Genomic DNA, 17,343 nt, shown 5'->3' on the forward strand with positions numbered 1-17,343 from the left:
CCAGACGGGTTTTCTGAATAGCGTGGTGCCGCTGAAGGGACTCGAACCCCCGACCCCATCATTACGAATGACGTGCTCTACCAGCTGAGCTACAGCGGCACACTGTGGCGCGGCAATTAGCATGCCGCGTCGGGGATGTGTAGCCCCTAATTTATCCCAAAGCAGATTTCTTTTGAACTTCTTCGGTTTCAGTGACTTCGGGGGCTATGTCGCCCTCCGTTTCGGGTTTGGTCACGATGACGGTCTCCTCGGTAGCCCCCGTCACGATCTCCGCTTCCTCGACCTCGACACCGGCCTCTTCCGCCTTCCGTGCGGCTTCCGATTCCGGCATCACCGCAGGTGCGCCCACGATCAGCGGCAGCATCTCCGCGCCATGCGGCAGGGGCTGGTCCGATTTCGGCGGCTCGCGCCAGCTGAGCGTATCGAAACCACCGCAATTGTCACAGACCGGCGTCCAGTCACTCTGGATATTCTGGCAGGCGTCACAGCACCATTGCGGGCCACGCGGCGCAGTCAGCGCCCGAGCCAGCCAGCCGCGCACCACCGCATCATCCGAGCCCTCGCCCCGCTCGACCGCCGCCATGATGGCCAGCACGCGCGAGGTGGGATGGGTATCGGCCAGATGCCCCAGCGCACGGCGCGCCTCGGGGAAGTTCTCGGCGGCAATGTTCAGCTCGGCGCGCAGAAGACGGGTTTCTTCGTGATCGGGACGCAGGACCAGAAGCTTCTGGAAGCGCTTGAGGCGGGCCTGCGGCGTCTCCTCGGGCGCGATGGCGGCATAGGCGGCCGCCAGATCGGGATGCGGCTGGGCTTCCCATGCCTTGCGGATCACCCGCTCTGCATTTTTGGGTTTGCCTTTCCCGATATAGGAGCGCGCGGCCATCGCGGCTGCAGGAATCAGATCGGGCGAGGATTTGTTGGCGGCAATCGCGGCTTCCTGTGCCTCGATGCTCGCCCCCTCATCCAGAATGCCCTTGGCTTCCTGCAGCGCCAGAACAGCGTCGCGGCGTTTGGCGACATCCTTCGGGAGCAGACCGCTATGACGTTTGTAGCTGATGACCTTGCGGGCGTCGCCCCATGCGCCTTTTTCCGTGGACAGCTTCAGAAGCGTATCCTGCGTGTCCTGATGCGAGGGCTTCAGTGCATAGGCTTTCTGCGCCAGTGCCAGCGCGGTGTCTGTATCGCCCTCGGCCAGCTTCTGGCGCATCAGCCCACGCACACCGATGAAACGGGTGCGCTGGTCGGACAGCAGGAGCTTATAGGCCTCGGTCGCTTTCTTGGTGTCACCCTTGGTCTCGGCGGCCTGTGCCACCAGAAGATTGGTCAGCTCGGGGCGGCCAAGCAATTTCTGCGCCTTCTTGGCCTGATTATACGCCAGACGGCCTTCTCCCGAGGCGACCGAGATCATACCATCCGCCAACGCCTTGTAACCGCGGCGCTCGCGCGAGCGGTCGAAATAGCGGGTCAGCGCGGTCTCGTCGCCCACGAGGAACCGCAGGAGCGCCACCACAAAGCCCACAACCTTCAGGAAGACGAAGACCGCGACGATCAGCACGAGAACGGCAATGATCGCCTGCACCGGACCAAGATTATACTCGACCCCCGCCAGCACGACCTGCACCCCATCAGCAGAACTTGCCAGCGTCATCGCGCCATAGGTGACAGCAGTGACCGCGATCAGAAAGACAGCGATTTTGATGAATGACCAAAGCATGGCCGTCCCTCCTTATTGGACCTGCGAGGCAAGCGACGAGACTGCCTCCTCAGCGGCGACACGGGTCTGTGCCTGATCGACCCAGCCCGACAGCGCGTCTTGCGACACCTGCGGCAGGGCGGAAATCTCGGTGATGGCGGTTTTGAAATCGGCCTTGTCGACGGCGGCCTGCGCGCGCGACAGGATGGCATCGGGGGTGTTCCCCTCTTTGGGCGCAACCGACCGTGCGCCTGTCTGTGTCAGCAGGAACGTCTCGAGCTTGGCACCCAGACTGTCACCGGCATCGGCACGCCGCGCCGCATCAAGCGCTTGGCGCGCCGGTGCGGGAAAGGCCTCCTGCAGCGCCTTGACGCTTTCGGGTTCCGTGCCCAGCGCCGCGGGGACATCAAGCTGGGCGTCCCGCGCCATAGCCACCGGATCGGCAATCGGGGTGCCGTTGGTGAGCGCCGCCTGTAGTTCGGCGATCGCGGCACGGGCACGGGCCTGACGCTCGGCCTCCTTGGCGGCGTCGGCATCGGGGCCGGTCAGACCATCGAGCTTGGATTGCAGCGCGTCGAGCTGGCTTTGCAGACCCGAGGTATCGCCCGCCTGACCAAGCGAGGCGATATTGTCCTGCAAGGCCGAGACGCTTTGCGTGATCGCGCTCAGCTGTGAGGATAGATCCGCCACTTGGTTTTCCATCGCCGAATTATCGGGAGCCGCAGGGGCCGGGAAGAACCTGGCCTGAATATTCTCGGGCAGCTGCGGCAGAACCCAGAGCGCCGCCGCCGCGCCGATCACGGCCGCAATCACTCCACCCGCCAGAACAGGGCCGAAACCGCCACGCTTCTCGATCACAGGGCCAGCGGTAGGAGCCGGTGCTGCAACCGAGGCCACGGGTTCGGGCTTCTTCTCCTCGGCGATAGGCGTTTCAGGCTTTGCGTCGGAAGACCCGTCCTTTTGATCCATGTCTTTCTGCTCGGCATCCACCACATCATCGGTGCCGAAAGCCGTCTCCGAGGCGAGACTCTCCTTATGGCCCTCAAGCGGGTCGGTCTCGTCAGATGCGTCTACGGTATCCGCCCCGGTGCCGGTCACAGTTGGTGCCTCTTCGGGCGTCTCCGGCGCGGATATGTCTGCCTCGGGCGCATCAGTCACGGGAGTGTCAACCGGCGCGGTATCGTCCTTGTCGGCAGGAAGGGCCTGATCAACCGCCTCATCCGCCTTGGGCGCACCCGTTGCAGGTGTCTCCGTGTTCGGTGCCGTTCCGGATGCGGGCGTTATGCTTTCATCCTTAGCTGCATCAGTCTTCGCCGATTTCTTCTTCCCGGGTGCAGCCACGGCAACTCCTCCTACGCAATTCCTAAAGTGGGCCGAGGCCACTCTAGCCCCCGCATCCACAGATCTTCAAGACGCAACACTGCGGGATGCCAAAGCCTTGACCAGCGCGACCATAGCGGCCGCATGTGTTTCCCGTGAAACCCCGATATAGGCGCCTGACACCGCAGTGAGCTGCCGTGATACAGTAGTGCTGATTGCGCCAAGGTATAGGGGGGCGTGCGGTTTCGGCAAATATTTCGTGAAGATCGCCGCGCTACGCGGTGAAAAAAGTGGCACCAAAACAGGGGCTTCTCCTGAAAGAACCGCCATCGCCTCGGGGGTCGGAGCCTGTTCCAGCTGCCTGTAGATCTGCAGCGCCTTTGCTGCACGCCCGCGCGCGCGCAGACCTGCGACCAGATCATAGGCCAGTTGGTCCCCACAGATATGGGTAAAGGGACCCTGCCCGCCCTCGGCCAGTATCCGCGCCTCCAGCGCGCGGGCCGTGCCTTCGGCGCAGGTCACCGTAAAGCCCGCCGCCTGTGCCACTGCTGCCGTCCGCGCGCCCACACACCACGCATGTCCCCGGGCCCCGAAGGCCGCAACGAACGGCGCCACCGCCTGTTGCGAGGTAAAGACCAGATCGCCATCGGGCGCATCTTCGGGGACAACCGGCTCGATCCGCAGGAGCGCAGAGCAGATAGCGCGCATCTCCACCCCCGCCTGCCGCAGCTCGCCCAGAAAGCGGAGATTCGCCTCTGCGGGACGGGTCAGCAGCAATACGGGCGGTGCAGGCATCGGCATCCTCTATGCAGAGTGCGGATAGGGCGGCTATGGATTGTCTCACGCCGCCCGCAGTGATACCTGAGCCATAACCCATTCGCAATCGAGGCACCATGGCCCGTACACTTACCTTCCTTGGGATCGAATCCAGCTGTGACGATACGGCTGCCGCCATTGTGCGCCAGAGTGGGACGGGCACCAACGAAACCAGAACCGAGATTCTGGCGAGCGTCGTGTCGGGCCAGACCGATCTGCATGCAGCCTTCGGCGGCGTGGTCCCCGAGATCGCGGCCCGTGCCCATGCCGAAAAGCTTGATTTCTGTGTCGAGCAGGCGCTGGAACAGTCCGGCGTGGATCTGGGCGATCTGGACGGGATCGCAGTGACCGCAGGACCGGGGCTGATTGGCGGCGTGATGTCGGGGGTGATGTGTGCCAAGGGGATCGCCGCAGGCACCGGCCTACCGCTTGTGGGGGTCAACCATCTGGCCGGTCACGCGCTGACCCCGCGCCTGACCGATGATATGGCCTATCCCTATCTGATGCTGCTGGTCTCGGGGGGGCATTGCCAATTCCTGATCGCGCATGGCTCCGAGGAATTCACCCGCTTAGGTGGCACGATCGACGATGCACCGGGTGAGGCGTTCGACAAGACCGCCAAGCTGCTGGCCCTGCCGCAACCCGGCGGCCCGAATGTGGAAGCCGAGGCAGAGGGCGGGGATTCGAAAGCCTTCGCCTTCCCGCGGCCGCTGCTGGACCGGCCCAATTGCGATATGTCCTTCTCGGGACTGAAGACGGCCCTTCTGCGCACCCGTGACGAGGTCGTGGCCCGGCATGGCGGCCTGCCCCGCGCGATCCGCCGTGATATCTGCGCCAGTTTTCAGGCCGCGGTCACGGATGTGCTGGTCAAGAAATCCCGCCGTGCTCTGGCCGAATATATGGCGCTCGCCCCCGAGACCCCCGGTTTTGCGGTGGCCGGTGGCGTGGCCGCGAACCGCGCCATCCGCGCGGGGCTCGAATCTGTGGCTGCCGAATCCGGCGCCCGTTTCGTGGCGCCGCCTCTGCGGCTATGCACCGATAATGCCGCAATGATCGCTTGGGCGGGGATAGAACGTTTCCGCCTCGGACATACCGACCAGATGGATCTGGTCGCGCGTCCGCGCTGGCCCCTGGACCGCAAGGCCGCACCGCTTCTGGGCTCCGGCAAAAAAGGGGCCAAAGCATGATTTCCGTTCTGGGATCGGGCGCATTCGGCACCGCGCTGGCCATCAGCCTGTCGCAAAATGGGCCCGTCACGCTCTGGTCACGCGACGCGGAGCAGGCGCAACTGCTGCAGACAACGCGCGAGAATTCCAAACGGCTGAAGGGCCTGACCCTGCCCGAGGCAATTACCGTGACCGCGGATCTCGAGACCGCCTGTGCGGCTCAGACCATTCTGCTGGCGCTGCCGATGCAGCAGACGGGCGCGTTTCTGGCCCTTCATGCCCAGCGCCTGAAAGGCAAGACACTGGTCAGCTGCTCGAAGGGGATCGACCTGAGCACCGGCCTCGGCCCGACCGCGCTGATCCGCTCCACCGTGCCGGAGGCGCGCGCGGCGATCCTGACCGGCCCCAGCTTTGCCGCCGATATCGGGCGCGGCCTACCCACGGCCCTGACACTGGCCTGCGAGGACGGGGCCGAGGCGCTACAGGAACAACTCTCGACGCCCACCCTGCGGCTCTACCGCAGCTCCGACACCACGGGGGCCGAGCTTGGCGGCGCCTTGAAAAACGTCATCGCGATTGGCGCAGGCGTCGTCATGGGCGCAGGTATGGGCGATTCCACCCGCGCTGCGCTGATGACCCGCGGTTTTGCCGAGATGACCCGCTTGGCCGTGACCCGTGGCGCGCGCGCCGAGACGCTTTCGGGGCTTGCGGGCTTCGGTGACCTGGTGCTCACCTGCACCTCCAGCCAGTCGCGCAATTTCCGCCATGGCTTCGCGCTGGGTGCGGGCGAGACCATCGACCCCAATGTGACGGTCGAAGGTGTGGCCACCGCCCATGCCGTCGCGCGGATGGCCGAAAAAGGCGGCATCGAAATGCCCATTGCGGTGATGATCGCCGCGCTCTGCGATAACCGGATGACCGTGGCCCAGGCCACTCTGGCGCTTCTGTCGCGCCCTTTGAAGGAGGAATGAATGTTCTACGCCGTGATCTGCCGCGACAAAGCGGGCCATCTGCAAACCCGTCTCGATAACCGCGAGGCCCATCTGGCCTATATGAAAGAGACGGGCATCGTGGCCCAGGCCGGCCCCTTCATCGAGAATGGCGATATGTGCGGGTCTCTGGTGATCCTCGATACCGACAGTATGGATGCCGCACAGGCCTGGGTCGATAACGAGCCCTATGGCAAGGCAGGGCTGTTCGACAGCGTGTCGATCACCGAATGGAAGAAGGTCATCTGATGCGCTACTGGCTGTTCAAATCCGAGCCCAACAAGTTCTCATGGGACCAGCTCGTTGAAAAAGGCGAGGCGGGCGAGGAATGGGACGGGATCCGTAACTATCTGGCGCGTAATAATATGCGCGAGATGAAGATCGGCGATCGCGGGCTGTTCTACCATTCCAATATCGGTAAGGAAGTCGTGGGTATCTGCGAGGTCAGCGCCGAAAGCGCGCCCGATAGCACCACCGATGATCCGCGCTGGGACTGCGTGCATTTGCGTGCCGTGCGTCCGGTGAAAAAGCCGGTGACACTGGCCGATGTGAAGGCCGAGCCGCGCCTGTCGAACATGTCTCTGGTGACCTCGATGCGGCTCTCGGTGCAGCCGGTGACCGAGGAGGAATGGCGTATCGTCTGCGCGATGGCAGAGACCGATCCCGACTGACCACAAACCCAAGGTCTGACATAAAAATGAGGGTTCCGGCACCCCTACCAGAACCCTCACCACCCCACGTGCACCCCTACGCACCACACGTGAAACTCTATCTGGTCCTGGCCTTCCTGGCCGGTCTCTATGTGTATATGTCAGAACGTCACCTGACGCAAAAGAATAGCCCTTAAAAATAGAGTATTTAGAGGGAGTTAAAGCGTATAAACTCTGAGCAGGCACATGGTCTTGACCATTTCGCCCGAGGATTGCCGCCGCCGCCCGAGGCGCTATCATAGCCCCCATGAAAACAGTCATCATCGTTGCACACGGGTCGCCTTCGGACCCCGATACCAAACAGGCAGCCCTTGAGGCGCTGGCCGAAAAGATCCGTCCGCTCTGCCCGGAGATCCGCGTTCTGGCGGCGACGCTGGCCAAGGACGGTGCCCTCGCAAAGGCGGTCAATGACTGCGAGGCCCCTGTAATCTATCCATTTTTTATGGCCGAAGGGTGGTTTACTAAACGCGAGATCCCGCGCAGGCTGAAGGAGCTGGGCTGCAAGGCACAGCATATGGACCCGTTCGGCATCGATCCCGCCTTGGAAAAGCTGATTCTCGATGAGTGCCTCGCTGCGGCGGCACAGGCGGGGCTCGATAGCAGGGCAACCGACCTCATCCTTTGTGCCCACGGGTCCAAGATCGCGCGCAAATCGAAAGACAGCGCCTATGCAATGGCCGAGAAGCTGCGCCGCTCGGGCGCATTCTGGCGCGTGCGGGTCGGGCTGATCGAGGAGCCGCCCTTCCTTGAGGACGTCGCCAGGACCTCCAATCAGGGCGTCTGCCTGCCGTTTTTCGCGCTGCGGGCAGGTCATGTCGATGGCGATATCCCCGAGGCGCTCGACAATGCGAGATTCTCCGGCCCGCGCCTGCCGCCCATTGGTGAGCATCCCGAAATCCCCGCGCTGATCGCGCGCGCCCTCAAGCAGTATTGCGAAAATTAACTTTTTCGCAGGGTTTTCTCCGAGAATGACGCTTTGTCATATATGTGTTACACAATGTTCGCATAAGCGTCACGACAGACCTCTAGCACAAGCGACGAGCCCGTAGCGGCCATTCAGACCTTCTGGGAGAGAACCATGAACACTGTTAAGCTGACGGCATCTGCCCTTGCCATCACCGTTGCCTCCACCGCAGGCGCTTTCGCCCGCGACAACATCCAAGTTGCCGGCTCCTCGACCGTGCTGCCCTATGCCTCGATCGTGGCAGAGGCATTCGGCGAGAACTTCGACTACCCGACGCCGGTCGTGGAATCGGGCGGCTCGTCCTCGGGGCTGAAGCGCTTCTGCGAAGGCGTGGGCGAGAACACCATCGACATCGCGAACGCCTCGCGCGCCATCAAGGACTCGGAAATCGAGACCTGCCACGCAAACGGCGTGAATGACATTATCCAGGTCCGCATCGGCTATGACGGGATCGTCTTTGCCAGCCAGAAAACCGGCCCCGAATTCACCGCCTTCCAACCGGCAGACCTCTATAACGCCCTCGGCGCCAAGGTCGTGAAAGACGGCGCGCTGGTCGACAACACCTATGCCAAGTGGTCGGATTTCAACGCCGATCTGCCGGATGTCGAGATCGCAGCCTATATTCCGGGCACCAAGCACGGCACCCGCGAGGTCTTCGAAGAGAAAGTCCTCGTTCAGGGCTGCAAGGACACCGGCGCGCTTGATGCGATGGTGTCGGGCGGCATGACCGAGAAAGACGCCGAGAAAGCCTGTATGAATGTCCGCACCGATGGCAAATCGGTCGATATCGACGGCGATTACACCGAGACCCTCGCCCGTATCGCCTCGAACCCCGATGGCGTCGGCGTCTTCGGTCTGGCCTTCTACGAGAACAACACCGACAAGCTGAAAGTGGCAACGATGGGCGGCGTCGAGCCGTCGACCGAAACCATCGCCTCGGGTGACTATCCGGTCTCGCGTCCGCTCTACTTCTACATCAAGAAGGCGCATATCGGTGTGATCCCCGGCCTGAAAGAATATGCAGAGTTCTTCGTCTCCGACGAGATCGCAGGTTCGGACGGCCCGCTGGCGCAATACGGTCTGGTTTCCGATCCGGAACTGGCAGCGACCCAAGAGCTGGTTGCTGACGAAAAGACCATGGGCTCGGGCATGTAATCTGCCCTACCCGGCCAATACGGGGGGCGGCAGATCCAATGCCGCCCCCTTCTTTGTTTCGACGCCTCCATAATGGCACCCATTACAAAACGGAGCTGACATGCCTGCAATCTGGCTTCTGGTTATCGTGCTCGTGCTCGCAGCCTTGGGCTTCGTTCTCGGCCGGTCCCGCGCCCTGTCTTCCGCAGGGGGCGACAGCCGCATCCTCCATTCGCTGACCAGTTATTATGGCAGCAATGTCGCGATGATGACCCTCGTGCCGTCCCTTCTGGTTCTGGCCGTCTGGCTGATCGTGCAGCCTTTCATCATCGATATGCAGGTCACCGGCGCCATTCCGCAGGCCACGGTCGAAGAGCATGGCAATCTCAGCCTGATGATGTCGGATGTGACGCGCCTCGCCCAAGGGCTCGATGACGCGGTCGCAAAAGGCACCCTGACCGCCTCCGAGGCCAGCGGCCTGCAGGCGGGCGACGGGCTGCGTGCCCAGATGGCGGACTATGGCGTGGCGCTCGGCTCCGAGGTGGATACCCCCACGCTCGACGCGGCACAGCATTACCGCAGCCTGAACGCCACCGGAAACACCTTCCGTATGGCGGTGGTTCTGGGCGTGGCCATCGTCTTCTTCCTGCTGACGTTGAAATCCACCCATAAGGATCTTCGCGCCCGCAATATCGTCGAGCGCGGCATCAAGGCGCTGCTGATCCTCGCCGCCTCCATCGCTATCCTGACCACCATCGGGATCGTACTGTCGCTGATCTTCAACACGGTGCATTTCTTCCGCCTCTATCCGGCGACGGATTTCTTCTTTGGCACCAACTGGACGCCGTCCTTTGGTGGCGGCTCGCAGCTGGGCATTCTGCCGCTTCTGTGGGGCACGCTCTATATCAGCTTCATCGCGCTGGCCGTGGCCGTGCCGATCGGGCTCTTTGCCGCGATCTACCTCTCGGAATATGCAACCAAACCCGTCCGCGCCATCGCCAAACCCGCGCTGGAAATCCTCGCCGGTATCCCGACCATCGTCTACGGTCTGTTTGCACTGCTGACCGTGGGCCCTGCCCTGCAAACGGTGTTCGGCCGCGACGGGCTCGACTGGATGGGGGCGGCAAGCTCGGTCATGACCGCGGGCCTCGTGATGGGCATCATGCTGATCCCCTTCGTGTCCTCACTGTCCGATGACATCATCAACGCCGTGCCGCAATCGCTGCGCGACGGCTCCTACGGCCTTGGTGCCACCAAATCCGAGACCATCAAACAGGTGGTTTTCCCCGCCGCCCTTCCGGGCATCATCGGCGCGATCCTGCTGGCCGCCTCGCGCGCCATCGGCGAGACGATGATCGTGGTTCTGGGCGCCGGTGCCGCCGCCCGCCTCAGCCTCAACCCCTTCGAGGCGATGACCACCGTCACCGCCAAGATCGTCAGCCAGCTGACCGGTGACGCCGATTTCGCCTCACCCGAGGCGCTGGTGGCCTTCTCTCTGGGCATGACGCTCTTCGTCATGACCCTCGCGCTGAACATTGTCGCACTCTACATCGTGCGCAAGTATCGGGAGCAATACGAATGACCGACGCCGCAGCAAACACCCCCGGCACCCGTTCGATCCACCAACCCGATGCCCGCACCCGCAAACGCAATGCGCAGGAAAAACGCTTCCGCGCCATGGGGATCGCGGCGATCGGGCTGGGCATGGTCTTTCTGGTGATCCTGCTGAGCACAATCCTCAGCAATGGCGTCTCGGCCTTCCAGCAGAGCTTCATCAATGTGCCGGTCTATCTGGACCCCGCCAAGCTCGACAAGAAGGGCAATCGCGACCCCGCCGATATCGCCAAGGTCTCGACCTTCGGCTACGGCCCGCTGATCGAGAACGCGCTTCTGGAAACCGTCCAGAAAGCAGGGATCGAGACCGAGCTGACCAAAGCCAAGGATATGAAGAACCTGATCTCGGCTTCTGCCGCCAATGTGGTGCGTCAGGACGTGATCAGTGACCCCGCGCTGATCGGCCAGACCGTGACGTTCAAGATCCTCGCCTCCTCGCGCGTAGACGGCTATCTCAAGGGCCGCGTCCACCGTGACGAGATCGCACTCGACAAGAATATCACCGTGGCGCAGCTGGACCTGACCGACGGGCTTGTCGAGGCCGGCATCGTGAAGAAGCAGTTCAACTGGGACTTCATCACCGGTTCGGATGCCTCCGAGAGCCGTGCGGAACAGGCGGGCCTTGGCACCTCGATGATCGGGTCGCTCTTCATGATGCTGGTGGTGCTATTCCTGTCGCTACCGATCGGTGTGGCGGCCTCGATCTATCTCGAGGAATTCGCGCCGCAGAACAAATGGACCGACCTGATCGAGGTGAATATCTCGAACCTCGCCGCTGTCCCGTCCATCGTCTTCGGTATCTTGGGTCTCGCGGTCTTCATCCAGTTCATGCATCTGCCGCAATCGGCGCCGCTGGTCGGTGGTCTGGTGCTGACGCTGATGACCCTGCCCACGATCATCATCTCGACCCGTGCCTCGCTCAAGGCCGTGCCGCCCTCGATCCGCGATGCAGCGCTGGGGATCGGCGCTTCCAAGATGCAATCGGTCTTCCATCATGTGCTGCCGCTGGCCATGCCCGGTATCCTGACCGGCACGATCATCGGCTTAGCACAGGCCTTGGGCGAGACCGCGCCGCTCCTGCTGATCGGGATGATCGGCTATATCGCCTCCAACCCGCCCGATGGCATTATCGCGGGCTTCCTCTCGCCCAACTCCGCGATGCCCGCACAGATCTATGAATGGGCAAAACGCGCCGACCCCGCCTATTATGAACGGGCTTGGGGGGGCATCATCATCCTCCTGGTGTTCCTGCTGACGATGAACATCATTGCAATCATCCTGCGCCGCAGATTCGAGCGCCGCTGGTAAGGGACCCAAAATCATGAACGACATGAGATTGACGGAGAGAAAAGTGGACACCAAGGAAATGAAAATCCAGGCCCGCAAGGTGCAGGTCTATTACGGTGACACCCATGCCATCAAGGACGTCGATGTCGATATCCTCGACAAGACCGTCACCGCCTTTATCGGCCCCTCGGGCTGCGGGAAATCGACCTTCCTGCGCACGCTCAACCGGATGAATGACACGATCGACATCTGCAAGGTGAAGGGCGAGATCCTGCTCGATGGCGAGGATATCTACGATCGCCGCGTGGACCCCGTGCAGCTGCGCGCCAAGGTAGGAATGGTGTTCCAGAAGCCCAACCCCTTCCCCAAGTCGATCTATGACAACGTGGCTTACGGCCCGCGCATCCATGGCCTTGCCAAGAACAAGGCCGATCTGGACGAGATCGTGGAACGCGCCCTGCGCGGTGCGGCGATCTGGAACGAGGTGAAAGACCGCCTCCAGGCACCGGGCACCGGCCTTTCGGGCGGTCAGCAGCAACGCCTGTGCATCGCCCGCGCCGTGGCAACCTCGCCGGAAGTGCTCCTGATGGACGAGCCCTGCTCGGCGCTCGACCCCATTGCCACCGGTCAGGTCGAAGAGCTGATCGATGAACTCCGCACGCAGTTCTCGGTGGTGATCGTGACCCACTCGATGCAGCAGGCCGCGCGCGTGTCGCAGCGCACCGCCTTCTTCCACCTCGGCAATCTGGTGGAATATGGCGAGACGGGTGACATCTTCACCAATCCCAAGGACCCACGCACCGAGGCCTATATCACCGGCCGGATCGGCTGAGGAAGGACATAGCATGAGCCAACAACATATCTCCTCCGCCTTCGACCGCGATCTGGAAGCCGTGCAGGCGCTTGTCGTCAAGATGGGCGGCATGGTCGAACAGCAGATCCTCGATGCCGCCGAAGCCCTTGAAAGCCGTGACGAGGAACTGGCCCAGCGTGTGCGCAAGCAGGATAAGGCCATCGACGCGCTCGAGGAGCAGATCAACGAGGAAGCCGCCCGCATCATCGCGCTGCGTGCCCCCGTCTCGCGCGATCTGCGGCTGACGCTCTCGGTCATCAAGATCGCCGCCAGCCTCGAACGCGCGGGCGATTACGCAAAGAACATCGCCAAGCGCACCCAGATCCTGATGGATGCCCCCGCCGTCGAAGGCTCGCCCAAGGCGATCCGCCGGATGGCGCAAGCGGTCGAGGGGATGCTCAAGGACGTGCTTGATGCCTATATCCAGCGCGATCCGCAGCTCGCCCGCGATGTGCGCGACCGCGATGTGGAAGTCGACCAGATGTATAACGCGCTCTTCCGCGAGTTCCTGACCTATATGATGGAAGACCCGCGCAACATCACCCCCTGCATGCACCTGCATTTCATCGCCAAGAATATCGAGCGTATGGGCGACCATGCTACCTCGATCGCCGAGCAGGTGATCTATCTCGTCACCGGCGAGACCCCCGACGAAGAGCGCCCGAAACAGTCGAGCGTGATCTCGATGGACAGCACGGAGAAGTAAGATGTCCCCGGCACAACAGCCCTGTGTCCTGGTGGTCGAGGATGAATCGGCCCAGCGTGAAGTTCTCCAGTATAACCTCGAAGCCGAAGGCTTTCGCGTTGTGATGGCGGTCAATGGCGAGGAAGCGCTGTTGATGGTCAAGGAAGAGAAACCCGACCTGATGGTGCTGGACTGGATGCTGCCCAATGTGTCAGGGATCGAGATCTGCCGCCGCGTGAAAGCCTCGGGCGACACCCGCCATATCCCGATCATCATGCTCTCGGCGCGCTCCGAAGAGACGGATCGCGTGCGCGGGCTCGAGACGGGCGCGGATGATTATGTCGTCAAACCCTATTCGGTGGTCGAACTGATGGCGCGGCTGCGCACCCAGCTGCGCCGCACCCGCCCTGCCACCATGGGCGAGCGGCTGAATTACGAGGATATCGTCCTCGACAGCGCCGAGCACCGCGTGTTCCGCGATGGGCAGGCGCTGAAACTGGGTCCGACCGAATTCCGTCTGCTGTCGACGCTGATGGAGAAGCCTGGCCGGGTCTGGACCCGTGACCAGCTTCTGGACCGTGTCTGGGGGCGGGACATCTACGTCGACACCCGCACCATCGACGTGCATGTGGGCCGGTTGCGCAAGGCGCTGATGGCGCATGGCGGTGATGATCCGGTGCGCACGGTGCGCGGCACCGGTTACAGCTTGGGCTGATTTTCCAGAAAATCCTCGACTTCCTGACGGGCGGGAATGGCATCGGCTGTTCCGGCCCGCGTCACTTTCAGGGCAGCCGCCGCGGCGGCCAGACGCATCGCCCGCTCGCGCGAGGCGCCTTCGGCCAGACCGGCCGCCAGATAGCCCGCAAATGTATCGCCCGCCCCCGTTGTATCGACCGGTTTCACAGGAAAGGCCGGCATCACAATCAGCCCGCCGGTTTCCAGATTGTGCCAGGTCGCACCCTGCGCGCCTTTGGTCACCACGATCTGTTTCACGGGCAGTTCGGGCAGTGCCACACCGAAGCTTTCGCATAGGGCCTTAGCCTCGCCCTCATTGACGATCAGAAGCGAGACATAGGGGAGCACGGCGCGCACCGCCGCCTCGTCGAAGGGAGCCGCCGAATAGATCACGAACACCCCGCGCTCGGCGGCCAGTTGCGCGGCCTCGACCTGCAGGCAGGTTTCGTTCTGCAAGATCAGCAGGTCGCCTTCTTCCGCCTGATCGAGCGCATCGTCCAGAACCGTATCGGGGATCGCCCGATTGGCACCGGGATGGATGACGATCGTATTCTCGGCTGCCTGATCGACATAGATGATCGCATGGCCCGAGGCCTCGCGCACGATGACCACCTGCGTGCAATCGACGCCCGCATCCTCCATCCGCTCGACCATCCAGCGCCCTTCGGACCCGATCGCCCCCAGATGCCGGATCTCGGCCCCCGCGCGGGCGCAGGCAACGGACTGGTTGGCCCCTTTTCCGCCAAGCCCACGGTCATAGCCTATCGAGGCCAGCGTTTCGCCCGCCTGCGGCAGATGGGGCAGCCGGTAGAAGTAATCCGCATTGATCGAGCCGAGATTGAAAATTTTCATGAAGACCTCGAATGGCACCAGTTGTGCGCAGGCTAGCCTTGGACAGGCGGATATAACAAGGTCTGGCGCAAGTTTCCTTACGCCAGACCTTTCCGTGATGTGTCGCGATTACTTCGCGTTACAGGCCGCCAGCGCCGCCATATTGACGATATCGGACACGGTCGCCGTGGTCGAGCAGACCTGGATCGGATGCTCGACACCGGTCAGGATCGGGCCGATCACAGTCGCGCCGCCCATTTCCTGCAAGAGCTTGATCGAGATCGAGGCCGAGTGACGCGCGGGCATCACCAGAATATTGGCCGGACCCGACAGACGGCAGAAGTCGTATTTCTTCATGACCGACGCATTGAGCGCCACATCAACGGCCATCTCGCCATCATATTCGAAATCGACGCCACGCTTGTCGAGCACCTTCGGCGCGACATGCATCTTCTGCGCGCGCTCCGACACCGGATAGCCGAAGGTCGAGAAGGAGCAGAAGGCCACGCGCGGGTCGAGACCCAGCGAACGTGCCACCTCGGCCCCTGCGGTGGCGATATCGGCCAGATCGTTCTCGTCGGGCCATTCATGCACCAGCGTATCGCCCAAGAGCACGATCTTGCCCTTGTTCAGCACGGCGGTAATGCCGACGGCCCCGCTTTCGGCAGTGGCATCGACGACCTTGTTGATCCGCTCCAGCACATGGGCCGATTTGCGGGTGACACCCGTCACCAGTGCATCACCATGGCCATGCACCAGCATGAGGGCGGCAAAGACATGGCGGTCGCGGGCGGCCATCTTATAGGCATCCTCGCGGTCCACACCCTTGCGCTGCAGGCGCTTGTAGAGGAAATCGCGATAGGTCTCGAGATGCTTGGTATTGGCCGCGTTGACCACGGTCAGCTCGCGGAACGCATCGCCAAGGCCGGCACTTTCGAGCTTCTCTCGCACGTCGTTCTCGCGGCCCACCACGATAGAAGTGCCGGTGCCCGAACGCTGGTATTGCACCGCCGCGCGCAGCACACGCAGGTCATCGCCCTCGGCAAAGATCATGCGGGCCTGCGCCTTGCGGGCACGGGCATGGATCGACTGCAGGATCGTCGCGGTCGGGTCCATGCGCGCCTTGAGGCTGTGGACATAGGCATCCATATCGATGATCGGGCGCCGCGCCACGCCCGTATCCATACCGGCCTTGGCCACCGCCGGCGGGATCACATGGATCAGGCGCGGATCGAAAGGTGTCGGGATGATATAATCGCGCCCGAAAGACAGCTTGCGGCCATAGGCCATCGCCACCTCATCCGGCACATCCTCACGGGCGAGTTTCGCCAGCGCCTCGGCACAGGCAATCTTCATCTCGTCATTGATCGCGCGGGCATGAATATCGAGCGCGCCACGGAACAGATAGGGGAAACCAAGCACGTTATTGACCTGGTTCGGATAATCCGACCGGCCCGTTGCCACGATCGCATCCTCGCGGACCTCATGGGCCTCTTCGGGGGTGATTTCGGGGTCGGGGTTGGCCATAGCGAAGATGACCGGATTATCGGCCATCGACTTTACCATCTCCTGCGTGACCGCGCCCTTGGCCGACACGCCAAGGAACACATCCGCGCCCTTCATCGCATCCTCGAGCGACCGCGCCGTGGTCTCGACCGCATGGGCCGATTTCCACTGGTTCATCCCCTCGGTGCGGCCCTGATAGATCACACCCTTGGTGTCGCACATGATGCAGTTCTCGTTGCGTGCGCCCATCGCCTTGATCAGCTCGAGACAGGCGATACCGGCGGCGCCGGCACCATTGAGCACGATCTTGCAATCCTCGATCTTCTTGCCCGAGATCTCGAGTGCGTTCAGAAGACCTGCCGCACAGATCACCGCCGTGCCGTGCTGATCATCATGGAACACCGGAATATCCATCTGTTCCTTCAGCGCCTGCTCGATGATAAAGCATTCGGGCGCCTTGATATCTTCGAGGTTGATGCCGCCGAAGGTCGGCTCCATCAGCTTGACGGCCTTGATGATCTCGTCGGCATCCATCGTATCGAGCTCGATATCGACAGCATTCACGTCGGCGAATTTCTTGAACAGAACCGCCTTGCCTTCCATCACGGGCTTGGAGGCCAGCGCACCAAGATTGCCCAGCCCCAGAATGGCCGAGCCGTTCGAGATCACGGCAACCATATTGCCTTTGACGGTGTAGTCATAAGCGGTTTCGGGGTTCTCGGCGATCGCCTCGACCGGAACAGCCACACCCGGGCTATAGGCCAGCGACAGATCGCGCTGGGTGGTCATGGGCGTTGTGGGCGTAATCTCGTATTTTCCCGGAATGGGCTCGAGATGGTAATTCAACGCTTCTTCGCGGGTAATCTTGTTCTTTCCGGACATGTGGGCCGATATCCTTCTTTTTGGTCTCAGACTTCTTAACGGCTTGTCGCGGCTGCCTCAATAGACACGGGCGCGGTAGTTCGCCGCTCCCCTCGGGACCACCCGACACCCCGTTCAACAACCCGCCCAACAGATTGCGGGCGGCGGGCTGTTTTTGT

General features: G+C 62.4%; 16 protein-coding genes and 1 tRNA gene. 11 read left to right on the forward strand and 6 right to left on the reverse strand.

What is annotated here, in order from left to right; translation table 11 throughout:
* Nucleotides 1–23 precede the first annotated feature (23 nt).
* The 4 genes from ABEB22_RS05205 to ABEB22_RS05220 form a co-directional block, all read right to left on the reverse strand.
* A tRNA-Thr gene (locus ABEB22_RS05205) sits at nucleotides 24–99 on the reverse strand.
* A gap of 52 nt (nucleotides 100–151) precedes the next feature.
* Nucleotides 152–1,714 carry a heme biosynthesis HemY N-terminal domain-containing protein gene (locus ABEB22_RS05210; protein ID WP_339113933.1) on the reverse strand — a complete coding sequence of 521 codons (1,563 nt, stop codon included), beginning with the start codon at nucleotides 1,712–1,714 and terminating at the stop codon, nucleotides 152–154.
* A gap of 12 nt (nucleotides 1,715–1,726) precedes the next feature.
* A complete protein-coding gene (locus ABEB22_RS05215) occupies nucleotides 1,727–3,034 on the reverse strand; it encodes a hypothetical protein (protein WP_406870984.1) in 1,308 nt (435 codons plus the stop codon).
* A gap of 66 nt (nucleotides 3,035–3,100) precedes the next feature.
* Nucleotides 3,101–3,808 carry a uroporphyrinogen-III synthase gene (locus tag ABEB22_RS05220; protein WP_339113931.1) on the reverse strand — a complete coding sequence of 236 codons (708 nt, stop codon included), beginning with the start codon at nucleotides 3,806–3,808 and terminating at the stop codon, nucleotides 3,101–3,103.
* A gap of 98 nt (nucleotides 3,809–3,906) precedes the next feature.
* Between ABEB22_RS05220 and tsaD the strand changes: the two genes are divergently transcribed.
* The 11 genes from tsaD (at nucleotide 3,907) to phoB (ending at nucleotide 13,946) form a co-directional block, all read left to right on the forward strand.
* Nucleotides 3,907–5,016, forward strand: a complete 1,110-nt coding sequence (gene tsaD, locus ABEB22_RS05225; protein WP_406870985.1) for a tRNA (adenosine(37)-N6)-threonylcarbamoyltransferase complex transferase subunit TsaD — start codon at nucleotides 3,907–3,909, stop codon at nucleotides 5,014–5,016.
* Nucleotides 5,013–5,966, forward strand: a complete 954-nt coding sequence (locus ABEB22_RS05230) for an NAD(P)H-dependent glycerol-3-phosphate dehydrogenase (RefSeq protein ID WP_406870986.1) — start codon at nucleotides 5,013–5,015, stop codon at nucleotides 5,964–5,966. Before tsaD ends, ABEB22_RS05230 begins: the two co-directional genes overlap by 4 nt.
* Nucleotides 5,967–6,233: a YciI family protein gene (locus tag ABEB22_RS05235; protein ID WP_406870987.1), complete on the forward strand. Its 267-nt coding sequence runs from the start codon at nucleotides 5,967–5,969 to the stop codon at nucleotides 6,231–6,233.
* The gene (locus ABEB22_RS05240; protein ID WP_339113927.1) at nucleotides 6,233–6,655 is read left to right on the forward strand and encodes an EVE domain-containing protein; all 423 of its coding nucleotides are present in this window, start codon (nucleotides 6,233–6,235) and stop codon (nucleotides 6,653–6,655) included. Before ABEB22_RS05235 ends, ABEB22_RS05240 begins: the two co-directional genes overlap by 1 nt.
* Before the next feature lie 286 nt (nucleotides 6,656–6,941).
* On the forward strand, nucleotides 6,942–7,637 hold the full coding sequence (locus tag ABEB22_RS05245) for a CbiX/SirB N-terminal domain-containing protein (protein WP_406870988.1): 696 nt from the start codon (nucleotides 6,942–6,944) through the stop codon (nucleotides 7,635–7,637).
* Nucleotides 7,638–7,772: 135 nt separating this feature from the next.
* Complete coding sequence (locus ABEB22_RS05250; protein WP_406870989.1) at nucleotides 7,773–8,813, forward strand: substrate-binding domain-containing protein; 1,041 nt, start codon at nucleotides 7,773–7,775, stop codon at nucleotides 8,811–8,813.
* A 100-nt stretch (nucleotides 8,814–8,913) separates the two neighbouring features.
* Complete coding sequence (gene pstC, locus ABEB22_RS05255) at nucleotides 8,914–10,374, forward strand: phosphate ABC transporter permease subunit PstC (RefSeq protein ID WP_339113924.1); 1,461 nt, start codon at nucleotides 8,914–8,916, stop codon at nucleotides 10,372–10,374.
* The gene (gene pstA / locus ABEB22_RS05260) at nucleotides 10,371–11,714 is read left to right on the forward strand and encodes a phosphate ABC transporter permease PstA (RefSeq protein WP_339113923.1); all 1,344 of its coding nucleotides are present in this window, start codon (nucleotides 10,371–10,373) and stop codon (nucleotides 11,712–11,714) included. Before pstC ends, pstA begins: the two co-directional genes overlap by 4 nt.
* A 13-nt stretch (nucleotides 11,715–11,727) precedes the next feature.
* Nucleotides 11,728–12,525, forward strand: coding sequence for a phosphate ABC transporter ATP-binding protein PstB (pstB, locus tag ABEB22_RS05265; protein WP_339113922.1), 798 nt, complete (start codon nucleotides 11,728–11,730; stop codon nucleotides 12,523–12,525).
* Nucleotides 12,526–12,538: 13 nt separating this feature from the next.
* Nucleotides 12,539–13,252 carry a phosphate signaling complex protein PhoU gene (gene phoU, locus ABEB22_RS05270; RefSeq protein WP_339113921.1) on the forward strand — a complete coding sequence of 238 codons (714 nt, stop codon included), beginning with the start codon at nucleotides 12,539–12,541 and terminating at the stop codon, nucleotides 13,250–13,252.
* A 1-nt stretch (nucleotide 13,253) separates the two neighbouring features.
* Entirely contained in the window at nucleotides 13,254–13,946 is a 693-nt protein-coding gene (gene phoB, locus ABEB22_RS05275) for a phosphate regulon transcriptional regulator PhoB (protein ID WP_339113920.1), read from the forward strand.
* On the opposite strand, the gene ABEB22_RS05280 is transcribed toward phoB, so the two are convergent.
* Together ABEB22_RS05280 and ABEB22_RS05285 are read right to left on the reverse strand one after the other, a co-directional pair.
* Nucleotides 13,931–14,818 carry a ribokinase gene (locus ABEB22_RS05280; RefSeq protein ID WP_406870990.1) on the reverse strand — a complete coding sequence of 296 codons (888 nt, stop codon included), beginning with the start codon at nucleotides 14,816–14,818 and terminating at the stop codon, nucleotides 13,931–13,933. The genes phoB and ABEB22_RS05280 overlap by 16 nt on opposite strands.
* A gap of 108 nt (nucleotides 14,819–14,926) precedes the next feature.
* Nucleotides 14,927–17,185 (reverse strand): NADP-dependent malic enzyme, encoded by a 2,259-nt coding sequence (locus ABEB22_RS05285; RefSeq protein ID WP_406870991.1) that lies wholly within the window; start codon nucleotides 17,183–17,185, stop codon nucleotides 14,927–14,929.
* Between the last annotated feature and the right edge of the window lie 158 nt (nucleotides 17,186–17,343).

Source organism: Thioclava sp. 'Guangxiensis' (assembly GCF_045348365.1).
Classification (GTDB): domain Bacteria; phylum Pseudomonadota; class Alphaproteobacteria; order Rhodobacterales; family Rhodobacteraceae; genus Thioclava; species Thioclava kandeliae.

Bases quoted from the DNA above. Each gene is read 5' to 3' on its own strand.
- pstA (WP_339113923.1), top strand. From the start codon at position 10,371: ATGACCGACGCCGCAGCAAACACCCCCGGCACCCGTTCGATCCACCAA.
- tsaD (WP_406870985.1), top strand. From the start codon at position 3,907: ATGGCCCGTACACTTACCTTCCTTGGGATCGAATCCAGCTGTGACGAT.
- ABEB22_RS05230 (WP_406870986.1), top strand. From the start codon at position 5,013: ATGATTTCCGTTCTGGGATCGGGCGCATTCGGCACCGCGCTGGCCATC.
- ABEB22_RS05285 (WP_406870991.1), bottom strand. From the start codon at position 17,185: ATGTCCGGAAAGAACAAGATTACCCGCGAAGAAGCGTTGAATTACCAT.
- phoU (WP_339113921.1), top strand. From the start codon at position 12,539: ATGAGCCAACAACATATCTCCTCCGCCTTCGACCGCGATCTGGAAGCC.
- ABEB22_RS05245 (WP_406870988.1), top strand. From the start codon at position 6,942: ATGAAAACAGTCATCATCGTTGCACACGGGTCGCCTTCGGACCCCGAT.
- ABEB22_RS05235 (WP_406870987.1), top strand. From the start codon at position 5,967: ATGTTCTACGCCGTGATCTGCCGCGACAAAGCGGGCCATCTGCAAACC.
- pstB (WP_339113922.1), top strand. From the start codon at position 11,728: ATGAACGACATGAGATTGACGGAGAGAAAAGTGGACACCAAGGAAATG.
- ABEB22_RS05250 (WP_406870989.1), top strand. From the start codon at position 7,773: ATGAACACTGTTAAGCTGACGGCATCTGCCCTTGCCATCACCGTTGCC.
- pstC (WP_339113924.1), top strand. From the start codon at position 8,914: ATGCCTGCAATCTGGCTTCTGGTTATCGTGCTCGTGCTCGCAGCCTTG.
- ABEB22_RS05280 (WP_406870990.1), bottom strand. From the start codon at position 14,818: ATGAAAATTTTCAATCTCGGCTCGATCAATGCGGATTACTTCTACCGG.
- ABEB22_RS05210 (WP_339113933.1), bottom strand. From the start codon at position 1,714: ATGCTTTGGTCATTCATCAAAATCGCTGTCTTTCTGATCGCGGTCACT.
- ABEB22_RS05220 (WP_339113931.1), bottom strand. From the start codon at position 3,808: ATGCCTGCACCGCCCGTATTGCTGCTGACCCGTCCCGCAGAGGCGAAT.
- phoB (WP_339113920.1), top strand. From the start codon at position 13,254: ATGTCCCCGGCACAACAGCCCTGTGTCCTGGTGGTCGAGGATGAATCG.
- ABEB22_RS05240 (WP_339113927.1), top strand. From the start codon at position 6,233: ATGCGCTACTGGCTGTTCAAATCCGAGCCCAACAAGTTCTCATGGGAC.